Source organism: Mesorhizobium caraganae (genome assembly GCF_016836705.1).
Taxonomy (GTDB): Bacteria; Pseudomonadota; Alphaproteobacteria; order Rhizobiales; family Rhizobiaceae; genus Mesorhizobium; species Mesorhizobium caraganae.
The window spans coordinates 83,277-106,858 of the sequence record NZ_JAFCGY010000020.1; the positions used below are offsets into that span (position 1 = coordinate 83,277).

The window sequence follows — 23,582 nt, forward strand, 5'->3', positions numbered from 1 at the left end:
ACCCCTCCCCTTTGGAACCTAGGCGGTGAACGACCGTTTTGCATTTGTGTAAAACCAAGGAGGTTGTTGACCATGGACTGGAACCGCGTTGAGGGAAACTGGAAGCAAGTCAAAGGCAAGGTCAAGGAGCAGTGGGGCAAGCTCACTGATGACGATCTGGACCGCATCGCCGGCAAGCGCGACCAACTCGAAGGCAAGATCCAGGAGCGTTATGGGATTGAGAAGGATCGCGTGCGTCGGGATATCGACGACTGGTATATCCGACAAGGCTGGTAGAAGCCTTTTCGGCAATCGATGGGGCGCTGTCGCATGGCAGCGCCTTTCTGTTGAGGGTGCAACCCTAACCCATCCACACTTCGGCGCCGGTGTTCGATTAGCGTCCCCCTAGATCGAGCACTTTCTATTTTGGCGAAGGGCGGCGAGCTAGGGCCGGGGGCCAGTAGGCGGTCGATCGCCCGGGAAGAAACCAGTTCTCGGAGACGTTAATGGACCCGCGCGCGAAGGTCCTTCTGGTCAATATCGAGCTCTGCACCTTGCATCTCAGCGAAACCACTGAACTAGAAAAGCTGCTGTCGTTCTGCCTTTGGGGCGATGGCTGCGCGGCCGCACTTGTCACCGGCGAGCCCCCCCGGACGCGAGCGCCCATCGCCGCACTTATATCCCGATCCCGACCGTTAGAAATCGCTAATGTTCCACTTGACGATTTCGCTGTCCACCCCAGACTCTTGAAAGGGCTCGAGGCATCGGCCACCGTCGATCAGGATTCCCGACAGGGAATGCAAGCGCATCCGGCTTAGAGATGGCTAAAGGTAGGACGAACAAACTCGCCACCGTCATCAAGGGCACCGGCCATGCGTCCTCGTTGACGGACCAAGGCAAGCATTTCGAGATTTCCCACGACAGGCGGTCGATCGACAAGCGCCTCCTAGAGGCGTCAGCCGTGGTGGCTGTGCCGCTCCTGTTCGCGATCAGTGGGATTGCCATTCGCTATGCCGCTTTTGCTTCGGTGTCGGCAGAACCAGACTTTGAGTCTTATGCTCGCGCGCTCTGTCGATGGGATTGCCACTGGTATGTGGATATTTCCGAACTCGGCTATGAGAGCTTTCCCATTCCAAATCAGAGCAATGTCGGACGATGGGGCTTCTTCCCATTGTATCCCATGCTGGTAGCGGGGATCCGGACGGTTTTCCCTTTTCCTACAATACTGGTGGCATCGATTACCTCGATTGCCTGCAGCTACGCCGCATGTCTTGTAGCATGGCCGCTGTTCGGGAAGAATATGCGGGCATATGTTCTTTATTGCGCCTTTCTCCTTAGCGGCCCATTCTCCTTCCATTTCACTACGTTCCTTACTGAACCCCTTTTTGTTCTCCTAACTTCGTGCGTTTTTCTGGCCCTCAAACGCTCCAACTACTTGGTCGCGGGCGTTTCATCGGCGCTCCTGTCGGCTACGAGGCTCGTTGGGGTCCTCGTTGTATTTGCGACCGCCATTCAGATGTTCCAGCAGCATCGCGGACAGGGCAACACGGCGCTTTCCTTCCCACGTTGGCTGCTCAGCCGACCAGATCTACTCGTTGCCATCTTAATCTCGCCTGCCGGTTTGTTCGCTTACATCCTATTTTTGTATGTCACTGTCGGGGACGGCTTTGCGTTCTTGCATGTCCAACGCGCGTTTGGGCGTGTGGCGGGCAATCCGCTCCTCTTTCTCTGGGATGGCCTCTCTGCTGTTCCGACTACTGGATGGCTGCCTACGGCGCCGCAATGGAGCGCACTCGCGGCGCTCACCGGACTGGCGTTGTCAGTCGTTCTGGCGGTTCGCGGGCAATATGGCGCCGGGCTCTTCTGTGCGGTCTGCATCATCCTGCCACTGATCACCAACCTGGCCTCCATGGTCAGATACGTTATTGGGCTTGCGCCTCTGATTATGTTGATGGCCATCCTGTTGTCGGCGTCGAAACTGATCTGGCTCGCCATTTTGGTTCTCTTCTTGGGCGCCTGTTATTTCATGACAATGGCATGGATTGGAGGCTACCTTGCCTTGGTCTGACACCCTGTGGCCCTATGATCGTGCTGGCTCGTTTGGCGGCTACATGGTCGCGGCAGTTCTGGCCGTGTCCGAAGTCGTGATCCTCGCGCTGGCTCTCCACCCGGATGTCAACGCCGACTATCGTGCCTATTACATCGACCGGACGACGACATGCCTCAACAGAGATGCCCTCGGCAGCTACACAGTTGGCCAGAGAGTATCCTTCCGGTCCGACGGCGCCAAACAGGCAGCCGGAATGTTAGTCTGTGGCTGGTCGGGGCCGGTCGCCGACGGCACCCATTCGCTGGGCGAGACGTCGCGGCTTCGCTTGGAGATTCCACCGCTACGCGACGGCCTGACAGCAACACTACAAATGGCCGCCGTCATTCGTCCGCCGCAGATGTCACAAAGGGTTCTGATCTCGGTGAACGGCATTCCGACACATAAGGTGACATTGTCTGGCAAAGAACCGACGACGGTCTCGTTCGTCATTCCGCACGCGGCCTTTGCGAACGCGAAGGCGCTCGACATGGCCTTCGACTATCTCGACGGGATTCCGCCCAGCGCGGCCGCCAGCAACATCTACAAGCGCTCCATCAAGTTGGTGTCGTTCCGGCTGGACGCCGCTTAGATAATAATCAAGCGGAGCGATTGCCGTGCCGACCAAGCCTGCTCTCGGCAAAGACCCACCGGTCGAGCACGAAGAAATTGACCCCCGGGACGAGCAAGCAGGTAACTACCACAGGGACGATGAGGGGCAGGCCCAGCTTCACCGTCAACAGCGCTGGCGCCCCGTAGGCGATGGCCAAGCCTGTCGCCGCCAACACAAGAAAACGGGGAGCCTCAGATTGATGCGGTTCGCCCGACACGAACGTTACGGATTTGTGAGCCAGATACGAGAACAGAGTGGCTGCGGCGTATGCAGCAAGCGAGGCCTGGATGGGCGTGAAGCCGATCCGTTCCGATTTGGTGAAAATGGCAACCAATCCAGCATACAGGATTGTGGCGGCGATGCCGACCAAGCCGAAGCGCGCCAAAAGCCTCAGGGCGCCGCCACGAACAGGCCGATGCTCAGACAACCGCACTACACGCATATTGTGCTCCCAGCGGCAGGGACGCGAGCGCGCGCTCGACTTTTCTGGCGAACGGCCTGGCTGACGGCAACAGCAGGAAGTGCTCGGATCGGATGTTCCTGAAGCCTGCTTCTTGAAAGAGGGATGCTGTTTGGGCTGCGCTGAGCAGGACGGCGGCCTGGTCGAATGGACACCGGAACACCGCGAGACGCGTCAGCGGATTATAAGGATTGTGCTCAATGATGCAGGCGACGCCGCCCGGCCGCACGACGCGCCGCATCTCCCGAAGGAATTCGAGCCATGAGGCCGGTGGAACATGATGGACGACGCAACTGGCGAATGCCAAATCGAACGCGCCATGGCCATATGGCAAGTTCGGCGTGTTGCAGGCCCTGTAGGAGACGTGTGGATTGTCCTGGCTGGCACGCAGGATCGATTCTTGCGAGATATCGCAGCCATCCAGGCAGTCGAAAGCGCCTTCGAGATAGGGATGGAGCGAACCGATGCCGCAGCCGACGTCTAGCGCCCGAACACCCGAGCCGCCGTGACGAAGCCCTCGCTCGACAACAACGCGTCGCAGCAAGTCGGCCTTCGCCACTAGAAAGAAGTCGTGCTTGAGGCCGGAAAACCCGATTGAACATTGGACCGCCTCGCCATAATTCAATCTATAGCTGTCGAAGAGTTCGGACATTGGCCGAGATCCCATTCCGGGGTTTGCGAAACGATCGGCGGCTCTCACCAGGGGACGCACGCTTCGCCTTGTCAAAACCGGTGAGGCGATCAATCACGTAAAGGGGGCGGCGTTTGACCTCGGCGTGAATGCTGCCGACATAAAGTCCGACCACGCCGGTCATGAAAAGATTGATACCGCACAGGAGCGACACGATCACCACGGTGGACGTCCAGCCGGCAATAATGCCGGTTTCAAAGATCCAGGCGAAAATGGCGTAGGCGCCAAAGACTACGGCAAGCGTCGAAATGCACAACCCGCCCCAGAGCGCCAGGCGCAGCGGTTGCTCTGAGAAGCTGACTATGCCGTGCACGGCAAGGTGCACCATTTTCCAGAATGGGTATTTGGTCTGCCCCAGGGTCCGCGCTGCGCGTTCGAAAGGCACCGCCGTTTGCTTGAAGCCCATCCAGCCGAACATGCCCCTGACGAAGCGATCTTGTTCGGGCATCTGTCTAAAAGTTTCCAGCGCCTTGCGTCCGACCAGGCGGAAATCCCCAACGTCGCGTGGGATGTCGACTGACGTCATCTTCTCGAGCAAGCGGTAGAAGAGACTTGCCGTAAAGCGCTTAAACCAAGTTTCGCCCTCGCGCTTGACGCGGCGGGCATAGACAATCTCGAAACCTTCCTTCCACTTCGCTACCAAATCGAGAACCACCTCGGGTGGGTCTTGAAGGTCGGCATCCATGACGATAACGGCATCCCCCTCGGCGGCGTCCATGCCGGCTGTGATCGCGATCTGGTGCCCGAAATTGCGGGAAAGCTCGATCAGCCGGAAACGAGGCTCGTCGGCGACCACACGCCGAAGGTAGCTTACGCTGCCATCGCGGCTTCCGTCATCGATGAAAATCGCCTCGGTTTCTCCGTCTAACCGGTAGATCAGCGACCTGATCCGCTCGACCAGCCGAGGCAACACCTGTTCTTCATTGTATATCGGCAGGACCAGCGAGTAGCGCGGCATGGACGGCGCATTCACCCCAGTCCTGATGCCTTGGACGACAGAATTTCGCATGCGGGTGAAATGAAACGGGCGCCCCAAAGTTCCATAAGTCATTCCTAAATTAGAGAAATCTTTTGTATGCGGCTCGTCGGTGTCGGAGAGGCTGCGTTGCTCGCACGTTCAAGTGGTCGACGATTTGGTGCCCGAGGCATCCATCGGTTGGCGGTTTCACCCCGCGAGACCGCCTTCACGATGTTCGACTGCGTGGATGATCGCTTCATAGACGCTGCCGATCTCTTCATCGATCTCCTGAATCGCGATGCCTTCAGCATCGGCAGCCCGCATGGCCTGGTCTGCCATATCGATGACGAACAAGCCAAAGTCATCAATCGGTCCCTCCGGCATATGCTCGGAAATCCATTTGTATAGGAAGTCGAGGCCTCGGGTGCTCATGAGTTAGTAAGATGGCGTTGTGCTTGACGGGCTCGCTACGTCGCCAGCCGCCGATCGGCCGCCCGAGGTCTGAAAGCTTGGTCATTTTGCGAAGTCGACGATCTGAAGATTTCCGGTTTCGTCGATCACTCGGAACCAGTGCCGCTGCTGCACTGCCCTTGGATAGACCACCTTTCCGGTTACCGCTTCGACAGCGGGGAGAGCATCATACGCATTCCGTATCCAGCAAGGTGACGACCTCTTCGCCATAAAGCTCGTCGACATGATAACGCCCCATGGCAGTCTACCTCTTGCCTAGCCGTTCAGCTTCACGCTCTAGGCGTCTCTCGACTGTTTCCGTGCTTCTTGTTAACTTCGCGAACCTCGGGGATCGTGAGACGGAATTTGCTGGCGAAATTTGTCGTCAGCCATTTCGCATCCTCCTTTCAGAATCTTGTTATGTTCACACTAGCTAATATAAGCCGGTGACCCAGACTCGGTTCCATGCGAAAGCGGGCAGGCGAGGCGCCGGCTTCAGTTTCAGTGCGACAATTCGGGAGCAAGTTCGGGTGCCGCGGGAGGGTGCCAATGCGAGAATTGCCATTCGACGTCGATGCAGATGCCGTGATTGAAGTCGGCCGACGTCTGGATGGTCACGCGACGACCACCGCAGTTTCGGTATCTGAAGCGCTCCGTGTAACCAGGCGTCGCGTCAACAAATCGCGCGTCGGCGACAATGGTCTAGAGGAACTGATTGTAGAAAGCGCCGCAGCCAGAAAGCTTGCCCTCTTGTTGGACAACCACAATTAGTGCGCGGGCCTGCCGGCGCATTTTATAGCCTAAGAACAGCCACAGGGACGCGCCAGGACGCGCGCGCTTCCCTCCAGGAGGACAGCGGCCGGCCTAAGCGCGCTGGTGAGGCTCGGCACGGAACGACAACAAACTAACGCGCAATGACCCTGCCCCACAATGGATCATTTGCCGCTGGCACAAGATTTGCAGTGTCAGAAGCGCCGGGTGTTGGGGCCCGGCAATTGGGGCGGTTGGGGCCTCGCCGCTTCGCGAATGGAGCGGCGAGGTTTTTCATTCAGCAGGCGGCCGGCAAGCGAGCGAGAAGGTTGTTGGCCTGCCATCCAGTCGCCATGATCCGGTCACCGGCTATGAATGCTGCGACGGCAAGAAGGATTGTAGGGTCATCAGCCCGCGCTATGTCAAGCGGCTGGTCGGTTCGGGCCCGAACGCACCGGCAATAATGACCTTATTCCGAAGCTGAAATGTGCCAAGTGTGGCGGCAAGAGAGTAGGGTCGATCTATACCCCGGACTCCAGCCCGACCGGTGCACAGAGCGGCAGAAACTGACCGGGCCGGATCAGAAGAAACTGACCGGGAAATAGCGTAGATAGAATTCGGCGAACGTGCCCTTCACCGATATCTCCTGCAGCGCGTAGTCCATGGCCGCTGCCAGCGCCGGATCGCCGGCCCTTGTGGCAATCGTCATGCCGGATCCCAGATATTCCGGAGCCAGGTATGGGCCACCGGCGAAGCGGCAGCAGCCTGCCGCGTCCGTGCCGCCCAGCCAGAAGGAAAACCGCATGCCGTCGCCGAAGGCGGCGTCGATCCTGCTGCTCTTCAAATCGGTGTAGAGGTCTTCAGGGCTGTTGAAGGGGACGATCTGCACCGTGCCGAAATAATCGCGCAGCATCTTTTCATGCGCTGAGCCGGCCAGTACGCCGACCCGTTTGCTGCGCAATTTGTCGAGGATAGGCTCGGCAAAGGCCTTGGTCTTCGGCATGATGAAGCGCGCCGGAAACTGCAGATAGGAGCGCGAAAAACTGTATTTCGCCCGCGTTTCCGGCGTCGCGGCGATGCCGGCGATGATCGCCTCGCCTTCGCCTTTCTGCAACGCATCGTCGAGCTCGGCCCAGGGCAGCGCCTGGATCTGGCATTTGTCGGCGATGTCGAGTTCAGCGCAAATCGCCCGCGCCAGGTCGATGTGAAAGCCGGACAGCCGGCCGGCGCCGTCGAGAAAGTTGAAGGGCGGGAAATCGGTGGTGGTGAGGAATCTGAGCCTCGGCAACGCCGAGAGATCCGGTTTCGGCAGCCGCTCCTTGGCGTCCCAAAGCACGGGCACCTGCGGTTCCGCCGCCCGTGCGACGCCGGCAAAAGGCTGCGCTCCGACCAGCAGCGACAGCAAGGCGATGGCTATCCAGCGAGATGTCACGAAAGAACTCCACGCGTCTTGTTGGCTTTTGATACGAAAACGGTGCAGGCACAATTGTTTTTGATTTCAAAGGGCAAATTTCGGGTTATGCTTTAAGGAGGTTGCAAATAGCTGCGCAGATTCGGCCCGAGGGCAAGCGGTCGCTGCGCTATAAAAAAGCAAACATGCGGCTTGCAATCCGGGGTTGATGGCGAAGTGTGCATCAGGCACGTAACATCGGTCTCAAGAGCGGTAGGCAACATAGGGTAGATGTTGCGATGGGCCATTTTGACCGGACACTGGAATATATTGACCAGGTGCAGCGTGCCGGCACGGCGGCTGCGGTGTGCGAGCGGCTACTCAGTGTCACCTCGAATTTCGGATTGACGGCCCTGATAGCCGCGACGGTGCCGCAGCCCGGCACGTCAAGCAGCCAGCAGAAGGACCATGTGCTGCTTTGCGATTGGCCTAATGAATGGCTGGAGCGTTACCTGACGCGCAACTATGTCGACCACGATCCGGTCGTCAGCCACTTGAAACAGTTGCGGGCGCCATTCCAATGGCGCGAGGCCGTTCAGAGCATGCCCGCCGACAAGAGCAGCGACGAGGTGATGCGCGACGCTCGCGAATTCAAGCTGCGTGACGGCCTCGCCTTCCCGCTGATCACGCTCGAAGGCCAGATCGCGCTGGTTTCGCTGGGCGGTGAGGCGGTCGAGCTGTCCGACTCCGAATTCGCAATGGTCTCGCTGGCCTCCACCTATGCCATCGGCCGCGCCATGCAGCTTCAAACGACGACCAGCAAGGTTATCGAGCACATTGAATTGACGCCGCGCGAGCGCGAATGCCTGCAATGGGCGGCGGTTGGCAAATCCGAGTGGGAAATTTCGCAGATCCTCGGCATCTCGGAGCATACCTCGGAGAAACACCTTCTCAACGCCAAGAGTAAACTGGGCGCCGCCAATCGCGTGCAGGCAGTCGCCGAGGCAATCAGACACGGCTACATCAGCTAGGCCGGGCCCCCAAATCATTTGGCCGCCCCCTTGGCGTAATCTTCTGGAGAGCCCGACTCTGTCGTCCTCTTGAGACGGCTAATGCTTTCTTAACGCCAAAAGCAGACTGAACGCCGCCGACGGGACAAGCCGTCGCAGAGGCGATTAGGCGCGGTTATATTAGCCACGTCGGCTGTGGCAGCCCAGAAATTCTTGCCAACACCTTCGCGCAATTTTTTCGGAAAGCCCGACCGTATCTCCCTCTTAAGCCCAGGAGACGGCTAATGCTATTTTCCCTCACCACACAACAATTGATGGAGCGTCCCGACCTATGGGAGGCGGTCCATCGCCTGCGTTACAAGATCTTTGTCGATGAGATGCGGTGGGCCGATCTCGATCGCCCGGACGGCCTCGAGATCGATCAATTCGACCATGATGCAGCCGAACACCACCTTGTCATCCGCAATGGCGAGCTGGCCGGCTATCAGCGCATGCTGCCGACCACGCGGCCGCATCTCCTAAGCGACGTGATGCCGGAACTCTGCGAGGGAAGGCGCCCTTCGGGACCGAATGTCTGGGAGCTCACCCGCTACGCGGTGGCGCCAGGCTTTCGCGATGGCAAGCGCGGCGTGTCTACGGTCGGCACCGAGCTGATCGCCGGCTTCGTCGAATGGGGCCTTGGTCGCAATATCAATCAGGTCATTATCGAGGTCGAGCCGGTGTGGGTGCTGCGGACACTGCAACTACATTTCCTGGCAACGCCGCTCGGCTACCAGCGCACCTATGGCAACCAGCAGGTCGTCGCCACCTTGCTGACCTTCAACGACCACACGCTCGATGTCGTGCGCTCACGCCGCAACCATCACGCCCCCGTGCTGGCCAGGGGCACGCCCGACATGCTCGGCATGCGGCAGGCGTCGTGAAATCGGAGACGACAAGATGAGCTTTGACCCCCAACCCGAACTGCGCGGCCACACGCTGGTCGTCACCGTGTGGTCGCATGACGGCCGGCCGGTTCTGGACAGGGGCGCCCCCTTCTGCAGACGCGCGGCCTGCTCAAGGGCGATACGGACGTGCTCTGCGACCGCATCGATCGCGAGATCACGCTGTTCCAGCAGGCGCTGCAGGACGACACCACGCTGAAGCGGCTGCAGCGGATCGCCCGCCTGGCGGCATGACGGCAGCCGTATAGTCGCGGAGGATGAAAAAACAGAGCCCATCCCGATATCAGGGGTGGGCTCTGTGCCTCGGCGTCTACTTCTCCAGGAATGACGGCCCTTCGCCGATGATCTTCTTGTCTTCCTTGCCGATGGCGTCGAGATCGCGCCCATCATAGGGCAACGACAACAGGATGCGCCGCATGGCGGCCAGCCGCGAGCGTCGTTTGTCGTTGGCCCGCAGGATGATCCATGGCGCGAACTGCTTGTGCGTGCGCTCGAGCATCTGGTCACGGGCCTTGGTGTAGTCGTCCCATTTGGTGATGCCGGCAATGTCGATCGGCGAGAACTTCCAGTTCTTCAGCGGAGACCAGCGGCGGTCGTGGAACCGTTCGAGCTGGGTTTCGCGGCCGATGTTCAGCCAGAATTTGAAGAAATAAATGCCCTCGTTGGAGATCATCCGTTCGAAATGCGGCGTCTCGTCGAGAAATTTCTCATGCTGCTCCGGCGTGCAGAAGCCCATCACCGGCTCGACGCCGCCGCGATTGTACCAGGAACGGTCGAAGGTGACGAATTCCCCCGATGTCGGGAAATGGTCGACATAGCGCTGGAAGTACCACTGCCCGACTTCGGTCGGCGTCGGCTTGGTCAGCGCCACATTGCGCGCGGTCCGAGGATTGAGATACTGGCGCAGCACGAAGATGGTGCCGCCCTTGCCGGCGGCATCGCGCCCTTCGAACAGCGACATCACCCGCTTGCCGGTCGCCTGCAGCCAGGCCTGCGCCTTGACCAGCTCTATCTGCAGCCGCTCCAGCGTCTCGTCGTATTCCTCGCTCTTCATTTTCTTGTCGTAAGGGTAGTCGCCGGCGGTCAGCTTGTTGTCCTCGATCCAGGCCGGGAGCTCGGGATCCTCGATATCGAACTCCCGCTCCTTGCCGTCGATCCTGATCTTTAGCGGACCCTTTGCCGGCTCTGCGGCGGGACTGTCCTTGTTTTTTTTCATCGAGACGAACCTTTTCAGCTTGCGGACTCATGCTATGGGGGGCCTTGAAGCCGGTCCAGCGGAAGTTTCGTTCGGCCGGCGCAAGGTGCGGGACGCGCGAATGGCTGACACCGGCGCAGAGCGGATAACCACGGCGCAGGCGCTAAGGGCCAGGGTGTGGAACGGCCGCTGGCTACTCGCGGCCGGCGTCGTTGCGGTCGCGGCCGTCTATGCTTTCGCTGGCATGTCCGTCTATGTCGTTCTGCTCGCCTGTGCGGTGCTGCTTGCTGCCGCGATGCTGCCGACCGGCGGCGCAAGCCAGTCCATCCAAAGCGATGCCGCGATCGAGGCGAGCGGGCTGCAGCGGCTTTCCGGCGAATATCTTGCGGCCGCCGTTGCCGATCCACTGATCATCTTCGACCGCACCGCCACCATCGTCCATGCCAATGCCGCCGCCTTCGCTGCCTTTGGCGGGATCGCGCCCGGCCTGTCGCTGTCGTTGAAATTCCGCGCCCCTGAGATGCAGGCACTGCTGGACAGCGTGCTGTCGGGAACGGTCGCCTCCGATGCCGTCGACTACACCGAGAAACTGCCGGTGGAACGGGCCTACCGGGTCAGTGCGTCCTCGGTCGGCCACGCCACCGATCTCTTTGTGCTGGTGTTCAAGGACCAGAGCGAGACGCGCCGCATCGATCGCATGCGCGCCGACTTCATCGCCAATGCCAGCCATGAGTTGCGCACCCCGCTGGCCTCGATCTCGGGCTTCATCGAGACATTGCGCGGCCCGGCCCGCAACGATCCGGCGGCGCGCGAGCAGTTCCTGCAGATCATGCAGAACCAGACTGGCCGCATGGCGCGCCTGATCGACGATCTGCTGTCGTTGTCGCGGCTGGAAATGAAGCCCTATCTGAAGCCGGGAACCGAGGTCGATTTGCGCCAGACCATCGACAGCGTCATCGACTCGCTAGGGCCGCTTGTCAAGGAGAACAGCGTCGTCATCGAACGCGACTATGCCGAAGGGCCGCTCGACGTGCCCGGAGACCGCGATGAGCTGTTCCAGGTTTTCGAGAACCTGGTGGAAAACGCCTGCAAATACGGCCAGCCGGGCGGACGTGTCACGGTGTCGATTGCGCGCGGCGAGGCCGGTCCCGAACCGGGCATCGACGTCACCATCAGGGACTACGGTCCAGGCATTCCCGAAGAGCACATTCCGCGCATCACCGAGCGCTTCTATCGCGTCGACGTCGAGAGCAGCCGCACCCAGAAAGGCACCGGCCTCGGCCTGTCCATCGTCAAGCACATACTGACGCGTCACAACGCCAGACTTTCGATCAAGTCGGAAGTCGGCAAGGGCGCGGCGTTCACGGTCCATTTGCCAGCGCGCTGAGGCAGTACTATTTGCTAACTGCCTGTTTCGTCTTTCTGTCATCCGGCTAGCGTATCAGCACAGGATTCGAGGAAACGACTCAAAAGGCCAAGGATTCTAGGAAGGCATTTCATCCATGCAGTCCGTACACATCGTCAGCGCCTATGACGAAGAGCTGAAATACCTGTCGAAACGCATCGCCGCGATGGGCGGGCACGGCGAGCGCATGGTCGAGCAGGCGATTCAGGCACTGGTCAATGCCGATCCCGGCCTCGCCCAGAAGGTCATCCGCGACGACATTGTCCTTGATGAGGGCCAACGCGAAATCGACGACAAGGCCATAGTGATCATCGCCAAACGCCAGCCGATGGCGACGGATCTGCGCGAGATTGTCGGCGCGATCCGTATTTCCGCCGACCTCGAACGAATCGGCGACCTCGGCAAGAATGTCGCCAAGCGAGTGGTGAGCGTTATCGACGGCCGCCAGCCGACCAGCCTGTTTCGCGGCATAGAGGCGCTGGCCGATCTGGCGCTGACCCAGCTGAAAGAGGTGCTCGACGTCTATGCATCGCGTTCGGTCGACAGAATAGGTTTCGTGCGCGACCGCGACGACCAGATCGACGCCATGTACACCTCGCTGTTTCGCGAACTCCTGACCTACATGATGGAAGACCCACGCAACATCACGCCGTGTACTCATCTGCTGTTCTGCGCCAAGAACATCGAGCGCATCGGCGATCACGCCACCAACATCGCCGAGACCATCTATTACATCGTCACCGGCGACCAGATGCCGGCCGAGCGTCCCAAAGGCGACAAGACCGACAAGGTGGCGCTTCCGTCGCTGCCGGTGAAGTGATCGCGCGCCCCTCGAACGCTTAATCATATTGCGCTAAGCTATCGCAGCGTTAAGCTTCTCAGGTTCTGCTCCGGAGGCTGCGATGGAATATGTGCGAGAGTTCAAGCCGGCGCCGGCATCGTCCGGCATCATCGCGTCGAGCGTCTACACCGCCGGCAAGCGCATCGCCGACATCCCGATCGAAGAGGCCGGCGAATGGGCGAGGAAATCGGGCCATGTCGTCTGGATCGGGTTGCTCGAACCCGACCGCGAGTTGTTGCTGCGCGTCAAGGCACAGTTCCATTTGCATGAACTGGCGATCGAGGACGCCGAGCATCCGCACCAGCGGCCGAAGATCGAGCAGTATGGCGATGCCCTGTTCATCGTCGCCCGCACTGCCCAACTGATCGACGGCCGCGTCACCTTCGGCGAAACCCATCTGTTTGTCGGCTCAGGCTACATCGTCAGTGTCAGGCATGGTCCCTCGACCTCCTATGCCGCCGTCCGTCAGCACTGGGAAAGCTGCCCGCATTCGCTGGCCAAGGGCGAGGATTTCGTCCTCTACGCCATTCTCGACTTCATCGTCGACAATTACATGCCGGTGCTCGAGCAGATCGAGGACGAGGTCGAGGCGATCGAAGACAAGATCCTGCTGAAGCCGATGACCGGTCCCGACATAGAGCGGCTCTACATGCTGCGCCGCGACCTGTTGCGCCTGCGCAATGCCGCACTTCCCTTGGTCGAGGTCTGCCGCCGGCTGACCAGCGCCGAACTGCCGCAGATCCATAGCGCCATGCACCCGCTGTTCCGCGATGTGACCGACCACATCCGCACCGTCCAGGAAAAAATCGACAGTCTGCGCGAGGTTCTGGCCTTCGCCTTCGAAGCCAGCTTGCTGGTTGGCCAGAGCCAGGAAACGGCGAATACCAAGAAGCTGGCGTCATGGGCCGCCATACTGGCGGTGCCGACGGCGCTCGCCGGCATATACGGTATGAATTTCGATGACATGCCGGAGCTGAAGATGGAATACGGCTACCCGGTAGTGCTGACCGCGATCGCCTGCATCTGCTTGTTTTTGTACTGGCGGTTTCGCAAGAATGGATGGTTGTGAGGGCAGGGCAGTAGGGCAGTAGGTTAAGACGACGCCTCACGAGCGCAGTTCAAAAACATACTGCCCTACTGCCCCTATTCCCTAATACCTTACCTGCTCCTGCGCCGCTCCGAAGCCGGCTGGAACGCAACCCTTGCGTGATACTTGCAGTAAGGTCCGGTTTCTGCGGCCTCGTTGCCGCAGAAGTTGAAGTCTTCCGACAGCGGATCGCCATTCGGCCATTTGCAGGTGCGCTCGGTGAGGTCAGTGAGCTGCAGATGCCGCGAGATCGGCACGACGACGTTCTCGACCGGGCGGATGTAGTGGCGAGCCACCGGCTCGGCGTCGAACTGTGTCTGCAGCGCGGTCGCACCGATCGAGGTGGTGACGTGACGCTGCGTGGTTGCGGCGCGCGACACCGACTTCTGGATCGACGATCCCTGCGTCGTCTTCTTCTGGCGCGCCGGCGTTGCGGTCGAGCGTCCGCGGCCCGACAGCTTCAGCCGATGCACCTTGCCGATGACGGCGTTGCGGCTGACCCCGCCGAGTTGGGCCGCGATCTGGCTTGCGCTCAAACCTTCCGACCACAGTTTTCTGAGAAGTTCTACCCGCTCGTCAGTCCAGTTCATGAGACCGCGCTCCTGCTAAGCGTGCGGCAGCCGGAATCCATTCCCGACCCGGCAACCTTTGCCGGGGCAGACACCACATATATTAGGTGATTAGGTCCGCCGCACGAAATCTAGTTATTTCCCGACTACAATTACCTCATGTGTTGACTCGGTGACAAGAGTCCCAGGTGCAACACGAATCGGTTTTTTCGGTTTTCCCCAACTTGCCCGGTCGCTTATGAGCCGGCGTGTCGTTGGGAGCTTGCCGCGCGCCTTTGCACGACGTTTTCGTTGACTTCATGGCCGAAAAACACGATAAGCCGCACAAGGCCGCCGCTTTGGCGGCTTTTTTGATTTTCCGGTACCGGAGACGCATATAATGAGCGGTTCGGCGCTTTACGAGACCTTTGCTCGCGCACCCTTGGCCTTCGACCACGGTGAAGGCACTTGGCTGGTTACCGACAAGGGCGAGCGATATCTCGATTTTGCTGGCGGCATCGCGGTCAATTCGTTGGGCCACAGCCATCCGCATCTGGTCTCGGCGCTGACTGAACAGGCGGCCAAGCTCTGGCACGTCTCCAATCTCTACGAGATCCCGGGGCAGACCCGGCTGGGCGAGCGGCTGGCCGAGGCCACTTTCGCCGACAAGGTGTTCTTCACCAATTCCGGCGCCGAGGCCTTGGAATGCGCGATCAAGACGGCGCGACGCTACCAGTTCGTCACGGGCCACCCCGAGCGCTTCCGCGTCATCACCTTCGAAGGCGCCTTCCATGGCCGTACGCTGGCGACCATCGCCGCGGGCGGCCAGTACAAATATCTCGAAGGCTTCGGCCCCAAGGTCGAGGGTTTCGACCAGGTCGGCTTCGACGACATCGACGCCGCCGAGAAGGCTATCACATCAGAGACCGCCGCGATCCTGATCGAACCGGTGCAGGGCGAGGGCGGCATCCGCCCGGTGTCGACGCAATCTCTTAAGCGGCTGCGGCAGCTCTGCGACCAGCACGGCCTGCTGTTGATCTTCGACGAGGTCCAGTGCGGCATCGGCCGCACCGGCAAGCTGTTCGCGCATGAATGGACCGGCGTGACGCCCGACATCATGGCGATCGCCAAGGGCATTGGCGGCGGCTTCCCGATGGGCGCGTGCCTGGCCACCGACGAAGCTGCCGTCGGCATGACGGCAGGCGTGCATGGCACCACCTTCGGCGGCAATCCTCTGGCCATGGCGGTCGGCAACGCCGTGCTCGATGTGGTGCTGGAAGACGGCTTCCTGGAAGACGTTCAGCGCAAGGCATTGCTGATGAAACAGGGTCTGGCGGCCGTCGCGGACGAATTTCCCGATGTCATCGAAGGCATCAGGGGCACCGGCCTGATGCTCGGCCTGAAATGCGCCATGCCCAACACCAAGGTCAACATGGCGCTGCGCGACCAGCATCTCCTGGCGGTGCCGGCCGGCGACAACGTCATCCGCCTGCTGCCGCCGCTGACCGTCACCGATGCCGAAATCGGCGAGGCACTCGACCGCATCCGCGCCGGCGCCAAGGGCCTGGCCGACGCCATCACCGCTGCCGCCGCGAAGTAACCCCGGAACCATTCCTGATGTCACTTCGCCATTTCACCGATCTTTCCGCCGTTTCCGAAGGCGATCTGCGGTTCATGCTGGACGACGCGGTGGTGCGCAAGGCGCGCCTCAAGGCCGGCGAGCGCACCAGGCCGCTCGAAGGCAAGGTGCTGGCGATGATCTTCGACAAGCCGTCGACGCGCACGCGTGTCTCCTTCGATGTCGGCATGCGCCAACTCGGCGGCGAGACCATCATGCTGACCGGCACCGAAATGCAGCTCGGCCGCTCCGAAACCATTGCTGACACCGCCAAAGTGCTGTCGCGCTATGTCGACGCCATCATGATCCGCACGACGTCGCATGAACGGCTGCTCGAGCTGACCGAGAACGCCACCATCCCGGTGATCAACGGGCTGACCGACGACACCCATCCCTGCCAGCTGATGGCCGACATCATGACCTTCGAGGAGCATCGTGGTCCGGTAGCCGGCAAGACCATCGCCTGGACCGGCGACGGCAACAATGTGCTGCATTCGCTGCTCGAAGCCTCGGCGCGGTTCCGCTTCAACCTCAATGTCGCGGTGCCGGAAGGCAGCGAGCCGGCGCAAAAGCATATCGACTGGTCGAAGACCAATGGCGGCAAGCTCAGCTTCACCCGCTCGCCCGAGGAAGCCGTCGACCAGGCCGATTGCGTGGTCACCGATTGCTGGGTGTCGATGGGTCAGGAACACCGCGCCCGCGGCCACAATGTCTTCTCGCCCTATCAGGTCAATGCGGCGCTGATGGCAAGGGCCAAGCCCGACGCCCTGTTCATGCACTGCCTGCCGGCGCATCGCGGCGAGGAGGTGACCGACGAGGTCATCGACGGGCCGCATTCTGTGGTGTTCGACGAGGCTGAGAACCGGCTCCACGCCCAGAAGGCCGTGCTCGCCTGGTGTCTTGGAGCTTGAAGTGCCTTGGTGCCTGACGTGCTTGGGCGCTTGATCTGGGGCGGCGTGATGCCTATCTGCGCCGCATCACGCAAATCAAGCGCGTTTGGACGCATGCATCCCAGAGGGCGGCATGGCCGCGCCCTGGAGCTTTGTCATGTTGGAAACGCATCAAGTGACTGAACATCACCCCAAACTCGGCGAGTTCGGCTATGCCGGCGACGATCACGTCGTACCGTTCGAGGTCGGCCCGCTCGACGTTCGCGGCCGCACCGTGCAGCTCGGGCCGATGCTCGACGCCATCCTCGGCCGTCACGACTATCCCGAGCCGGTTGCCCGCCTGCTGGCCGAAGCCTGTGTGCTGACGGTGCTGCTCGGCACCTCGTTGAAGTTCGAGGGCAAGTTCATCCTGCAGACCCGCACCGACGGGCCGGTCGACATGCTGGTCGCGGATTTCTCCACACCCTCGGCATTGCGCGCCTATGCCCGCTTCGACGCCGATCGGTTGGAAGCGTTGGTAGCCGCCGGCGAGACCACGCAGCAGACGCTGCTGGGCAGCGGCGTGCTGGCGCTGACCATCGACCAGGGCGCGCACACGCAGCGCTATCAGGGCATCGTCCAGCTCGACGGCGAGACGCTGGAAGACGCCGCGCGCACCTATTTCCGCCAGTCGGAACAGATCCCGACCGAGCTCAGGCTTTCTGTGGCCAAGCTTCTGACGCCGGGCCCCGGTGGCGCGCGCGAACAATGGCGCGCCGGCGGCATCCTGGCGCAGTTCCTGCCGCAGTCGCCCGAGCGCATGCGCGTGCCCGACATTTCGGGCGGCGACGGCGATCCACGCGATGTGACGCATGAACCGGTCGACAATTCCTGGCAGGAACTGGTGGCCCTGCTCGGCACCATCGAGCCGACCGAACTGATCGACCCGACCATCGGCGCAGAGCGGTTGCTCTACCGGTTGTTCCATGAACACGGCGTGCACGTCTTCGGCGGCGTTCCGGTCGCCGACCGGTGCTCGTGCTCGCGCGACAAGATCCGCGGCATTCTCGAAGGCTTCTCCGCCGAAGAGATCAAGGAGAGCACCGAGGATGGCGGCATTCACGTCGCCTGCGAGTTCTGCTCGAAGCAGTATGACTTCGACCCAGCGGAATTCGCGGCTCAGTAAGGCCTCTTCCTTCCCCCCGTTTCACGGGGAGAAGGTGCCCGAAGGGCGGATGAGGGGCAGCGCGACCATTGGTGAATAGTCGCGCGCCTGGTCTCCGTCGTCATATGCGTAGAAGATAACCTCACGAGCCAGCGCCGCCCCTCATTGCCCTGCCGGGCATTTCTCCCCGTAAACGGGGAGAAAGACGCTAATTCACCGTCCGCCGTGTCCCCGGCAAATCCAGCGAAAACGCCGGGATAGCGATGTCGAACGTCTCGCCCCTTTTGTTGCGCATGGTGTAATGCCCGACCATGAAGCCCGACGGTGTCGAGAGCGGGCAGCCGGACGTATATTGATAGCTGTCGCCGGGATTGAGCTCGGGCTGGTCGCCGACGACGCCGGCGCCGCGCACCTCTTCGACCCGGCCGCTGCCGTCGGTGATGTGCCAGTAGCGCGACATAAGCTGCACGAACTCGTCCGACTGGTTGTCGATCGTCACCTGGTAGCCCCAGACATAGCGGTTCTCCGACGGATCGGAGCGATCCTCCAGATAGAACGGTCTGACCTGCACTTCGATGTTGCGCGTGACGGCGCGGTACATAGGCTGCTCCAAACGACACCAACGGACCTGTCGGCGCTCTTGCCGTACTCCCGGATTAGGGCCTCATGCGCAGTTGCCGAACAACAATGTCATTTAAGTGACACATGACAATGATGGTGTGCACGAACCGTATCGGGCGACTCAGCGCTCTGTCGAACTGTTGAAAACGGCCATTCCTGGCCGCTTTTTCCCGGAGTGACCAGATCTCGATGGAACTGACAGTCATAGCAGCGCTGCTTTCGACACTCCTGCTTCTTTCCAATCTCGCCAGCATTGTGCTTGCCTCGCTCAACCTGAAGCGGCCGCGCCAGCTCGCTCCGCCGGCCAGAGAGGCGCCGCCGGTGTCGATCGTGGTGCCGTCGCGCGGCGTCGAACCGTTTACCGAGGAGACGCTTGCCCGTGCCTTCTCGCTCGACTGGCCGCGCTACGAGCTGATCTTCTGCGTCGCCCATGCCGACGATCCGGTGGTCAAACTGATAAACCGGGCGATTGCCCGGTTTCCAAAGGTGCCGGCGCAGCTGCTGATCGGCGATGACCGCATCAGCAGCAACCCGAAACTCAACAATTGCGTCAAGGGCTGGGTGGCGGCGCAGCACAACTGGGTCATCCTGGCCGATTCCAACGTGCTGATGCCTGTCGACTATGTCCAGCATCTCATGGCGGCCTGGCGGCCGGACACCGGGCTTGTCTGCTCGACCCCGATCGGCTCGCGGCCGGACGGTTTTTGGGCCGAGGTCGAATGCGCCTTCCTCAACACGCTGCAGGCGCGCTGGCAATATGCCGGCGAAGCCCTTGGTCTCGGTTTTGCCCAGGGCAAGAGCATGCTGTGGAACAAGCCGATGCTCGACGCCAATGGCGGCATCGAGGCGCTTGCCGCCGAGATCGCCGAGGATGCCGCCGCGACCAAGCTGGTCAATGGGCTCGGCCTGCGCGTCAATCTCGTTGCCTCGCCCTTCGAACAGCCGCTCGGCCAGCGTACGTTTGCCGAGATCTGGTCGCGCCAGACGCGCTGGTCGCGGCTGCGTCGCGTCACCTTCCCGCTGTTCTACACGCCCGAGATCCTGACGGGTGTGGCGGTGCCGCTGCTGCTGGCGCTGGTCGCGGCGGCAAGCGCCGGCGTCAGCATGCCCACAACGGCTTTGTGCGTCCTGGCCTTTGCCTATGTGCCGGAATGCCTGCTCGCCTGGGCCAAGGGCTGGTATTTGTCACCGCGCATCGTCACCGCCTTGATCTTGCGCGATGTGATGCTTCCCGCCATCTGGTCGCGCGGTTGGCTCGGCGGCGCGGTCGAATGGCGCGGCAATGCCATGACCATCCGCACCAAGGCGATGACGGAACTGGAAGAGGCCTCGTCGGGCGCCTGAGCGCCGCCCAGGCCTTTGCCTTGCTTTCGCAGCAGGCCGCTATTTCGCCGCCTCCAGCGCCTGTGCAACGTCCTCGAGCAGATCGTCCGTATCCTCGAGGCCAACCGACAGCCTCAGCGTTCCCGGCCCGATGCCGAGTTCGGCGCGCGCCTCCTCGCTGAGGTTCTTGTGCGTCGTCGTCGCCGGATGGGTGATCAGGCTCTTGGCGTCGCCGAGATTGTTGGAGATCAGCACGATGTCGAGCGCGTTCTGCAAGGCAAAGGCCGCCTGCTTGCCGCCCTTGACGTCGAGGCAGATCAGCGTCGAGCCGCCCGCCATCTGCTTCTTGACGATGTCGGCCTGCGGATGGTCGGCGCGGCCGGGATAGATGACGCGGGCGATCTCCGGTCGTCCGGCCAGGAAATCGGCGATCTTGCCCGCACTTTCCGTCTGCTGGCGCACCCGCACCGGCAGCGTCTCCAGGCCCTTCAGCAGCGTCCAGGCGTTGAAGGGCGACAGGCTCGGGCCGGTGTGGCGGAAATAGTCGTGCAAATTCTCGTCGATCCACTTCTTGTCCGACAGGATGATGCCGCCGAGACAGCGCCCCTGGCCGTCAATGTGTTTGGTCGCGGAATAGACGACGATATGGGCGCCGAGCAGCAAGGGCTTTTGCTGCAAGGGCGTGGCAAAGACATTGTCGACGATCAGCCTGGCGCCGATCGAGGTGGCGAGCGACGCGACGGCGGCAATGTCGACCACTTCCAGCGTCGGGTTGGTCGGGCTTTCCAGGAAGAACAGTTTGGTGTTCGGCCTGACCGCCTTTTCCCAGTTGGCGATGTCGGTGCCGTCGACCAGCGTCGCCTCGATGCCGTATTTCGGCGCCAGCGTCTCGACCACCCAGCGGCAGGAACCGAACAAAGCGCGCGCCGCAACGATATGGTCGCCGGCCTTGGCGCTGCACAACAGCGCCGCCGTCACCGCAGCCATGCCGGACGCGGTTGCCCGCGCGTCTTCGGCGCCTTCCAGCGCGCACATGCGCTTTTCGAACATGTCGACGGTCGGGTTGGCGTAGCGCGAATAGATGAAGCCCGGCTCCTCGCCCTTGAACCGGGCTTCGGCGGCCTGCGCCGTCTCATAGACATAGCCCTGGGTCAGGTACATCGCTTCCGACGTTTCGCCGAACTGGGAACGCAGCGTCCCCCCATGCACGAGTGCGGTCTGAGGCTTCCAGTTACGCTTCTTGGTGCTCATCGCTTTTGTTCCAGACACAAAAAAACCGGCCGCGAAAGTCGCAACCGGTCCATACGGCCTTGCGGCCCGACGGTCCTTTAGCGACTTGTTTAACGTGGCTGCAAGCCGACCGGCCAAATCACCACGGGATAACGACCCTTTAGACCTCAGCCATGCTTGCGTCAATTGCCGGCTTCATTAAGAGGTTTGTACCAGTTGGAGCGGAGCCAGCCATTGCGGCAGACAGGCATTCTTCCCGATCAGGATATTTCCGCGCTGTTCCAGTCCGGCGCGCTGAAGTCGCCGCGCGCGCTCGATGTTGACCAGGTACAGCCGGCCAGCCTCGATCTCAGGCTCGGCGACAAGGCTTTTCGCGTCCGCGCCTCCTTCCTGCCCGGCCCCAACCACAAGGTGTCGGAGAAGCTCGAGCGGCTGAAGCTGCACGAGATCAGCCTGACCGAAGGCGCGGTGCTGGAGACCGGCTGCGTCTACATCGTACCGCTGCTCGAGAGCCTCGCCCTGCCGGCCAATATTTCCGCCTCGGCCAATCCCAAGAGCTCGACCGGACGGCTCGACATCTTCACCCGGGTGATGACCGACCGCGGCCACGAGTTCGACAAGATCGCCGCCGGCTATCACGGGCCGCTCTATCTCGAGGTCAGCCCGCGCACCTTCCCGATCGTCGTGCGCGCCGGCTCGCGCCTGTCGCAGATCCGCTTCCGCACCGGCAATGCGCTGTTGTCGGAGGCAGAGCTGAATGAATTGCACCGGGCCGAGATGCTGGTCGCGACCGAGCCGCCAAACATTTCCGGCGGTGGCATTGCGCTGTCGATCGATCTCGACGGCGATCACAACGGGCTGGTCGGCTATCGCGGCAAGCATCACACCGGCCTCGTCGACGTCGACAAGCGCGCCGCCCAGGATGCCGTCGATTTCTGGGAGCCGCTCTTCAAGAGCGGCGCCGGCGAACTGGTGCTCGATCCCGACGAATTCTACATCCTGGTCAGCCGCGAGGCGGTGCACGTGCCGCCGCTCTACGCCGCCGAGATGACGCCGTTCGACCCGCTGGTCGGCGAATTCCGCGTCCACTATGCAGGCTTCTTCGATCCGGGCTTCGGCCATTCGGCCGCTGGTGGCACCGGCAGCCGGGCGGTGCTCGAAGTGCGCAGCCACGAAGTGCCGTTCATCCTCGACCATGGCCAGATCGTCGGTCGGCTGGTCTACGAGCATATGCTGAAGCGGCCGCAGGCGCTCTACGGCACCGATCTCGGTTCCAACTACCAGGCGCAAGGCCTGAAGCTCTCCAAGCATTTCCGCACCGCCGTCTGAACCCTCAATCACCGTTGGGCAAAATACTTGCCTGCATTGGCTCACCGTGCTTGGCTGCCTTTCTGTGGCCGGCCAGAGACCGGCGCGTAAGGGGAACCAAAAATGCAGATTTCGAAATGGATCATATCGGCAGCCAGCGCTGCCATGCTGGTGATGGCGGCCGGTTCGCTGGCGCAGGCGCAGGAGAAATTGAAGATAGGCACCGAAGGCGCCTATCCGCCCTTCAACACCATTACATCTGACGGCAAGGTCGAAGGCTTCGACATCGACATTGCCAATGCGCTGTGCGCGCAAATGAAGGTCGAGTGCGAGATCGTCACCCAGGACTGGGACGGCATCATTCCGGCGCTGCAGGCGAAGAAATTCGATGCCATCATCGCCTCGATGAGCATCACCGAGGAGCGCAAGAAGCAGGTCGCCTTCACCAACAAATACTACACCACGCCGCTGGCGCTGGTGGCGCCGAAAGACAGCGACCTCACCTCCACCGAACCGGCCGCCCTTGCCGGCAAGACGGTGGGCGCGCAGGCGTCGACCACCCAGGCCGACTACGCCCAGAACGCCTACGGCAAGGCCGGTGCGGAGGCAAAACTCTATCCGACTCAGGAAGAGGCGATCACCGACCTGCAGAATGGCCGTCTCGACGCGGTGATCTCGGACAAGTTCGTGCTGATGGACTGGCTGAAGAAGGCGAGCGACGGCTGCTGCAAGCTGGTCGGCGACGTCAAGGGCACCGAGACGCAAGCTGGCATCGCGGTGCGCTTGGAAGACACCGCGCTGCGCGACAAGCTCAACGCGGCGATAGACGCGATTGTTGCCGACGGCACCTACAAGAAGATCCAGGCGAAGTATTTCGATTTTGATATTTATTGAGGCTGCTAATCTCCCCCCTTGAGGGCAGGGGAATCGCAGATAAGTTGATTGGCTCTTGCCAAGTAGGAAAAGAGGGATTCTTGAGAGGCTTTCTCGCTACAGAGGAGGCCGCGGTGCCGTTGATTATGTCTATCCTGCGAGAGGTTC

Annotated in this window: 25 protein-coding genes, 1 pseudogene and 1 riboswitch; of the genes and pseudogenes, 17 read left to right on the forward strand and 9 right to left on the reverse strand. The window is 61.3% G+C overall.

The window, feature by feature from the left end:
• Positions 1-72: 72 nt before the first annotated feature.
• The 4 genes from JQK88_RS25740 to JQK88_RS25755 all read left to right on the forward strand — a co-directional run bounded on the left by JQK88_RS25740 (position 73) and on the right by JQK88_RS25755 (position 2,657).
• Positions 73-276, forward strand: coding sequence for a CsbD family protein (locus tag JQK88_RS25740; RefSeq protein WP_203279861.1), 204 nt, complete (start codon positions 73-75; stop codon positions 274-276).
• Positions 277-485: 209 nt separating this feature from the next.
• Complete coding sequence (locus JQK88_RS36440; protein WP_246750039.1) at positions 486-797, forward strand: hypothetical protein; 312 nt, start codon at positions 486-488, stop codon at positions 795-797.
• A gap of 2 nt (positions 798-799) precedes the next feature.
• Positions 800-2,047: a putative hexosyltransferase gene (locus JQK88_RS25750; RefSeq protein WP_246750040.1), complete on the forward strand. Its 1,248-nt coding sequence runs from the start codon at positions 800-802 to the stop codon at positions 2,045-2,047.
• A gap of 43 nt (positions 2,048-2,090) precedes the next feature.
• Positions 2,091-2,657: a hypothetical protein gene (locus tag JQK88_RS25755; RefSeq protein WP_246750041.1), complete on the forward strand. Its 567-nt coding sequence runs from the start codon at positions 2,091-2,093 to the stop codon at positions 2,655-2,657.
• Positions 2,658-2,664: 7 nt separating this feature from the next.
• Here the strand turns inward: JQK88_RS25755 and JQK88_RS25760 are convergent, their stop codons facing one another.
• The 4 genes from JQK88_RS25760 to JQK88_RS25775 all read right to left on the reverse strand — a co-directional run bounded on the left by JQK88_RS25760 (position 2,665) and on the right by JQK88_RS25775 (position 5,171).
• On the reverse strand, positions 2,665-3,120 hold the full coding sequence (locus JQK88_RS25760) for a GtrA family protein (RefSeq protein WP_192248341.1): 456 nt from the start codon (positions 3,118-3,120) through the stop codon (positions 2,665-2,667).
• Positions 3,098-3,790: a class I SAM-dependent methyltransferase gene (locus JQK88_RS25765; RefSeq protein ID WP_192248344.1), complete on the reverse strand. Its 693-nt coding sequence runs from the start codon at positions 3,788-3,790 to the stop codon at positions 3,098-3,100. The genes JQK88_RS25760 and JQK88_RS25765 overlap by 23 nt, the downstream gene beginning before the upstream one ends.
• The gene (locus JQK88_RS25770) at positions 3,765-4,787 is read right to left on the reverse strand and encodes a glycosyltransferase family 2 protein (RefSeq protein WP_192248346.1); all 1,023 of its coding nucleotides are present in this window, start codon (positions 4,785-4,787) and stop codon (positions 3,765-3,767) included. The genes JQK88_RS25765 and JQK88_RS25770 overlap by 26 nt, the downstream gene beginning before the upstream one ends.
• 207 nt (positions 4,788-4,994) lie before the next feature.
• Positions 4,995-5,171 (reverse strand): hypothetical protein, encoded by a 177-nt coding sequence (locus JQK88_RS25775; RefSeq protein WP_246501455.1) that lies wholly within the window; start codon positions 5,169-5,171, stop codon positions 4,995-4,997.
• A gap of 615 nt (positions 5,172-5,786) precedes the next feature.
• Here JQK88_RS25775 and JQK88_RS25780 point away from each other — a divergent pair.
• Positions 5,787-6,008, forward strand: coding sequence for a hypothetical protein (locus JQK88_RS25780; protein ID WP_203279862.1), 222 nt, complete (start codon positions 5,787-5,789; stop codon positions 6,006-6,008).
• A gap of 559 nt (positions 6,009-6,567) precedes the next feature.
• On the opposite strand, the gene JQK88_RS25785 is transcribed toward JQK88_RS25780, so the two are convergent.
• Positions 6,568-7,389: an ABC transporter substrate-binding protein gene (locus JQK88_RS25785; protein WP_376740454.1), complete on the reverse strand. Its 822-nt coding sequence runs from the start codon at positions 7,387-7,389 to the stop codon at positions 6,568-6,570.
• 287 nt (positions 7,390-7,676) lie between these two features.
• Between JQK88_RS25785 and JQK88_RS25790 the strand changes: the two genes are divergently transcribed.
• The 3 genes and pseudogenes from JQK88_RS25790 to JQK88_RS25800 all read left to right on the forward strand — a co-directional run.
• Positions 7,677-8,408 (forward strand): helix-turn-helix transcriptional regulator, encoded by a 732-nt coding sequence (locus JQK88_RS25790; protein ID WP_192258858.1) that lies wholly within the window; start codon positions 7,677-7,679, stop codon positions 8,406-8,408.
• Positions 8,409-8,671: 263 nt separating this feature from the next.
• Entirely contained in the window at positions 8,672-9,310 is a 639-nt protein-coding gene (locus JQK88_RS25795) for an acyl-homoserine-lactone synthase (RefSeq protein WP_192258859.1), read from the forward strand.
• A 111-nt stretch (positions 9,311-9,421) separates the two neighbouring features.
• Positions 9,422-9,565: pseudogene (locus JQK88_RS25800) on the forward strand (enoyl-CoA hydratase-related protein); the annotation flags it as partial.
• 76 nt (positions 9,566-9,641) lie between these two features.
• On the opposite strand, the gene ppk2 reads toward JQK88_RS25800, so the two are convergent.
• A complete protein-coding gene (gene ppk2, locus JQK88_RS25805; protein ID WP_203279863.1) occupies positions 9,642-10,547 on the reverse strand; it encodes a polyphosphate kinase 2 in 906 nt (301 codons plus the stop codon).
• 100 nt (positions 10,548-10,647) lie between these two features.
• On the opposite strand from ppk2, the gene JQK88_RS25810 reads away from it, so the two are divergent.
• The 3 genes from JQK88_RS25810 (at position 10,648) to JQK88_RS25820 (ending at position 13,841) form a co-directional block, all read left to right on the forward strand.
• Positions 10,648-11,913 (forward strand): ATP-binding protein, encoded by a 1,266-nt coding sequence (locus tag JQK88_RS25810; protein WP_203279864.1) that lies wholly within the window; start codon positions 10,648-10,650, stop codon positions 11,911-11,913.
• A 115-nt stretch (positions 11,914-12,028) separates the two neighbouring features.
• Positions 12,029-12,751: a phosphate signaling complex protein PhoU gene (gene phoU / locus JQK88_RS25815; RefSeq protein WP_203279865.1), complete on the forward strand. Its 723-nt coding sequence runs from the start codon at positions 12,029-12,031 to the stop codon at positions 12,749-12,751.
• Between the two features lie 82 nt (positions 12,752-12,833).
• On the forward strand, positions 12,834-13,841 hold the full coding sequence (locus JQK88_RS25820; RefSeq protein WP_112560494.1) for a magnesium and cobalt transport protein CorA: 1,008 nt from the start codon (positions 12,834-12,836) through the stop codon (positions 13,839-13,841).
• A gap of 89 nt (positions 13,842-13,930) precedes the next feature.
• Here the strand turns inward: JQK88_RS25820 and JQK88_RS25825 are convergent, their stop codons facing one another.
• A complete protein-coding gene (locus JQK88_RS25825; RefSeq protein ID WP_112560493.1) occupies positions 13,931-14,449 on the reverse strand; it encodes a GcrA family cell cycle regulator in 519 nt (172 codons plus the stop codon).
• A gap of 358 nt (positions 14,450-14,807) precedes the next feature.
• Between JQK88_RS25825 and JQK88_RS25830 the strand changes: the two genes are divergently transcribed.
• From JQK88_RS25830 to JQK88_RS25840, 3 genes are all read left to right on the forward strand, one after another.
• Positions 14,808-16,007, forward strand: a complete 1,200-nt coding sequence (locus JQK88_RS25830; protein ID WP_203279866.1) for an aspartate aminotransferase family protein — start codon at positions 14,808-14,810, stop codon at positions 16,005-16,007.
• A gap of 17 nt (positions 16,008-16,024) precedes the next feature.
• Positions 16,025-16,936, forward strand: coding sequence for an ornithine carbamoyltransferase (gene argF, locus JQK88_RS25835; RefSeq protein WP_192258864.1), 912 nt, complete (start codon positions 16,025-16,027; stop codon positions 16,934-16,936).
• 112 nt (positions 16,937-17,048) lie between these two features.
• On the forward strand, positions 17,049-18,080 hold the full coding sequence (locus JQK88_RS25840) for an Hsp33 family molecular chaperone (protein WP_192258865.1): 1,032 nt from the start codon (positions 17,049-17,051) through the stop codon (positions 18,078-18,080).
• A gap of 187 nt (positions 18,081-18,267) precedes the next feature.
• Here the strand turns inward: JQK88_RS25840 and apaG are convergent, their stop codons facing one another.
• Positions 18,268-18,660, reverse strand: coding sequence for a Co2+/Mg2+ efflux facilitator ApaG/CorD (gene apaG, locus JQK88_RS25845; RefSeq protein ID WP_112565540.1), 393 nt, complete (start codon positions 18,658-18,660; stop codon positions 18,268-18,270).
• A 209-nt stretch (positions 18,661-18,869) separates the two neighbouring features.
• Between apaG and JQK88_RS25850 the strand changes: the two genes are divergently transcribed.
• A complete protein-coding gene (locus JQK88_RS25850) occupies positions 18,870-20,024 on the forward strand; it encodes a ceramide glucosyltransferase (RefSeq protein WP_203279867.1) in 1,155 nt (384 codons plus the stop codon).
• A 39-nt stretch (positions 20,025-20,063) separates the two neighbouring features.
• On the opposite strand, the gene JQK88_RS25855 is transcribed toward JQK88_RS25850, so the two are convergent.
• Positions 20,064-21,254: an O-succinylhomoserine sulfhydrylase gene (locus JQK88_RS25855; RefSeq protein ID WP_192258867.1), complete on the reverse strand. Its 1,191-nt coding sequence runs from the start codon at positions 21,252-21,254 to the stop codon at positions 20,064-20,066.
• Positions 21,255-21,311: 57 nt separating this feature from the next.
• Positions 21,312-21,389, reverse strand: a riboswitch (SAM riboswitch).
• 78 nt (positions 21,390-21,467) lie between these two features.
• On the opposite strand from JQK88_RS25855, the gene JQK88_RS25860 reads away from it, so the two are divergent.
• Together JQK88_RS25860 and JQK88_RS25865 are read left to right on the forward strand one after the other, a co-directional pair.
• Positions 21,468-22,562, forward strand: a complete 1,095-nt coding sequence (locus tag JQK88_RS25860) for a 2'-deoxycytidine 5'-triphosphate deaminase (RefSeq protein ID WP_192258868.1) — start codon at positions 21,468-21,470, stop codon at positions 22,560-22,562.
• Between the two features lie 102 nt (positions 22,563-22,664).
• Positions 22,665-23,435 carry an ABC transporter substrate-binding protein gene (locus tag JQK88_RS25865; protein WP_192258869.1) on the forward strand — a complete coding sequence of 257 codons (771 nt, stop codon included), beginning with the start codon at positions 22,665-22,667 and terminating at the stop codon, positions 23,433-23,435.
• The last annotated feature ends 147 nt before the right edge of the window (positions 23,436-23,582 follow it).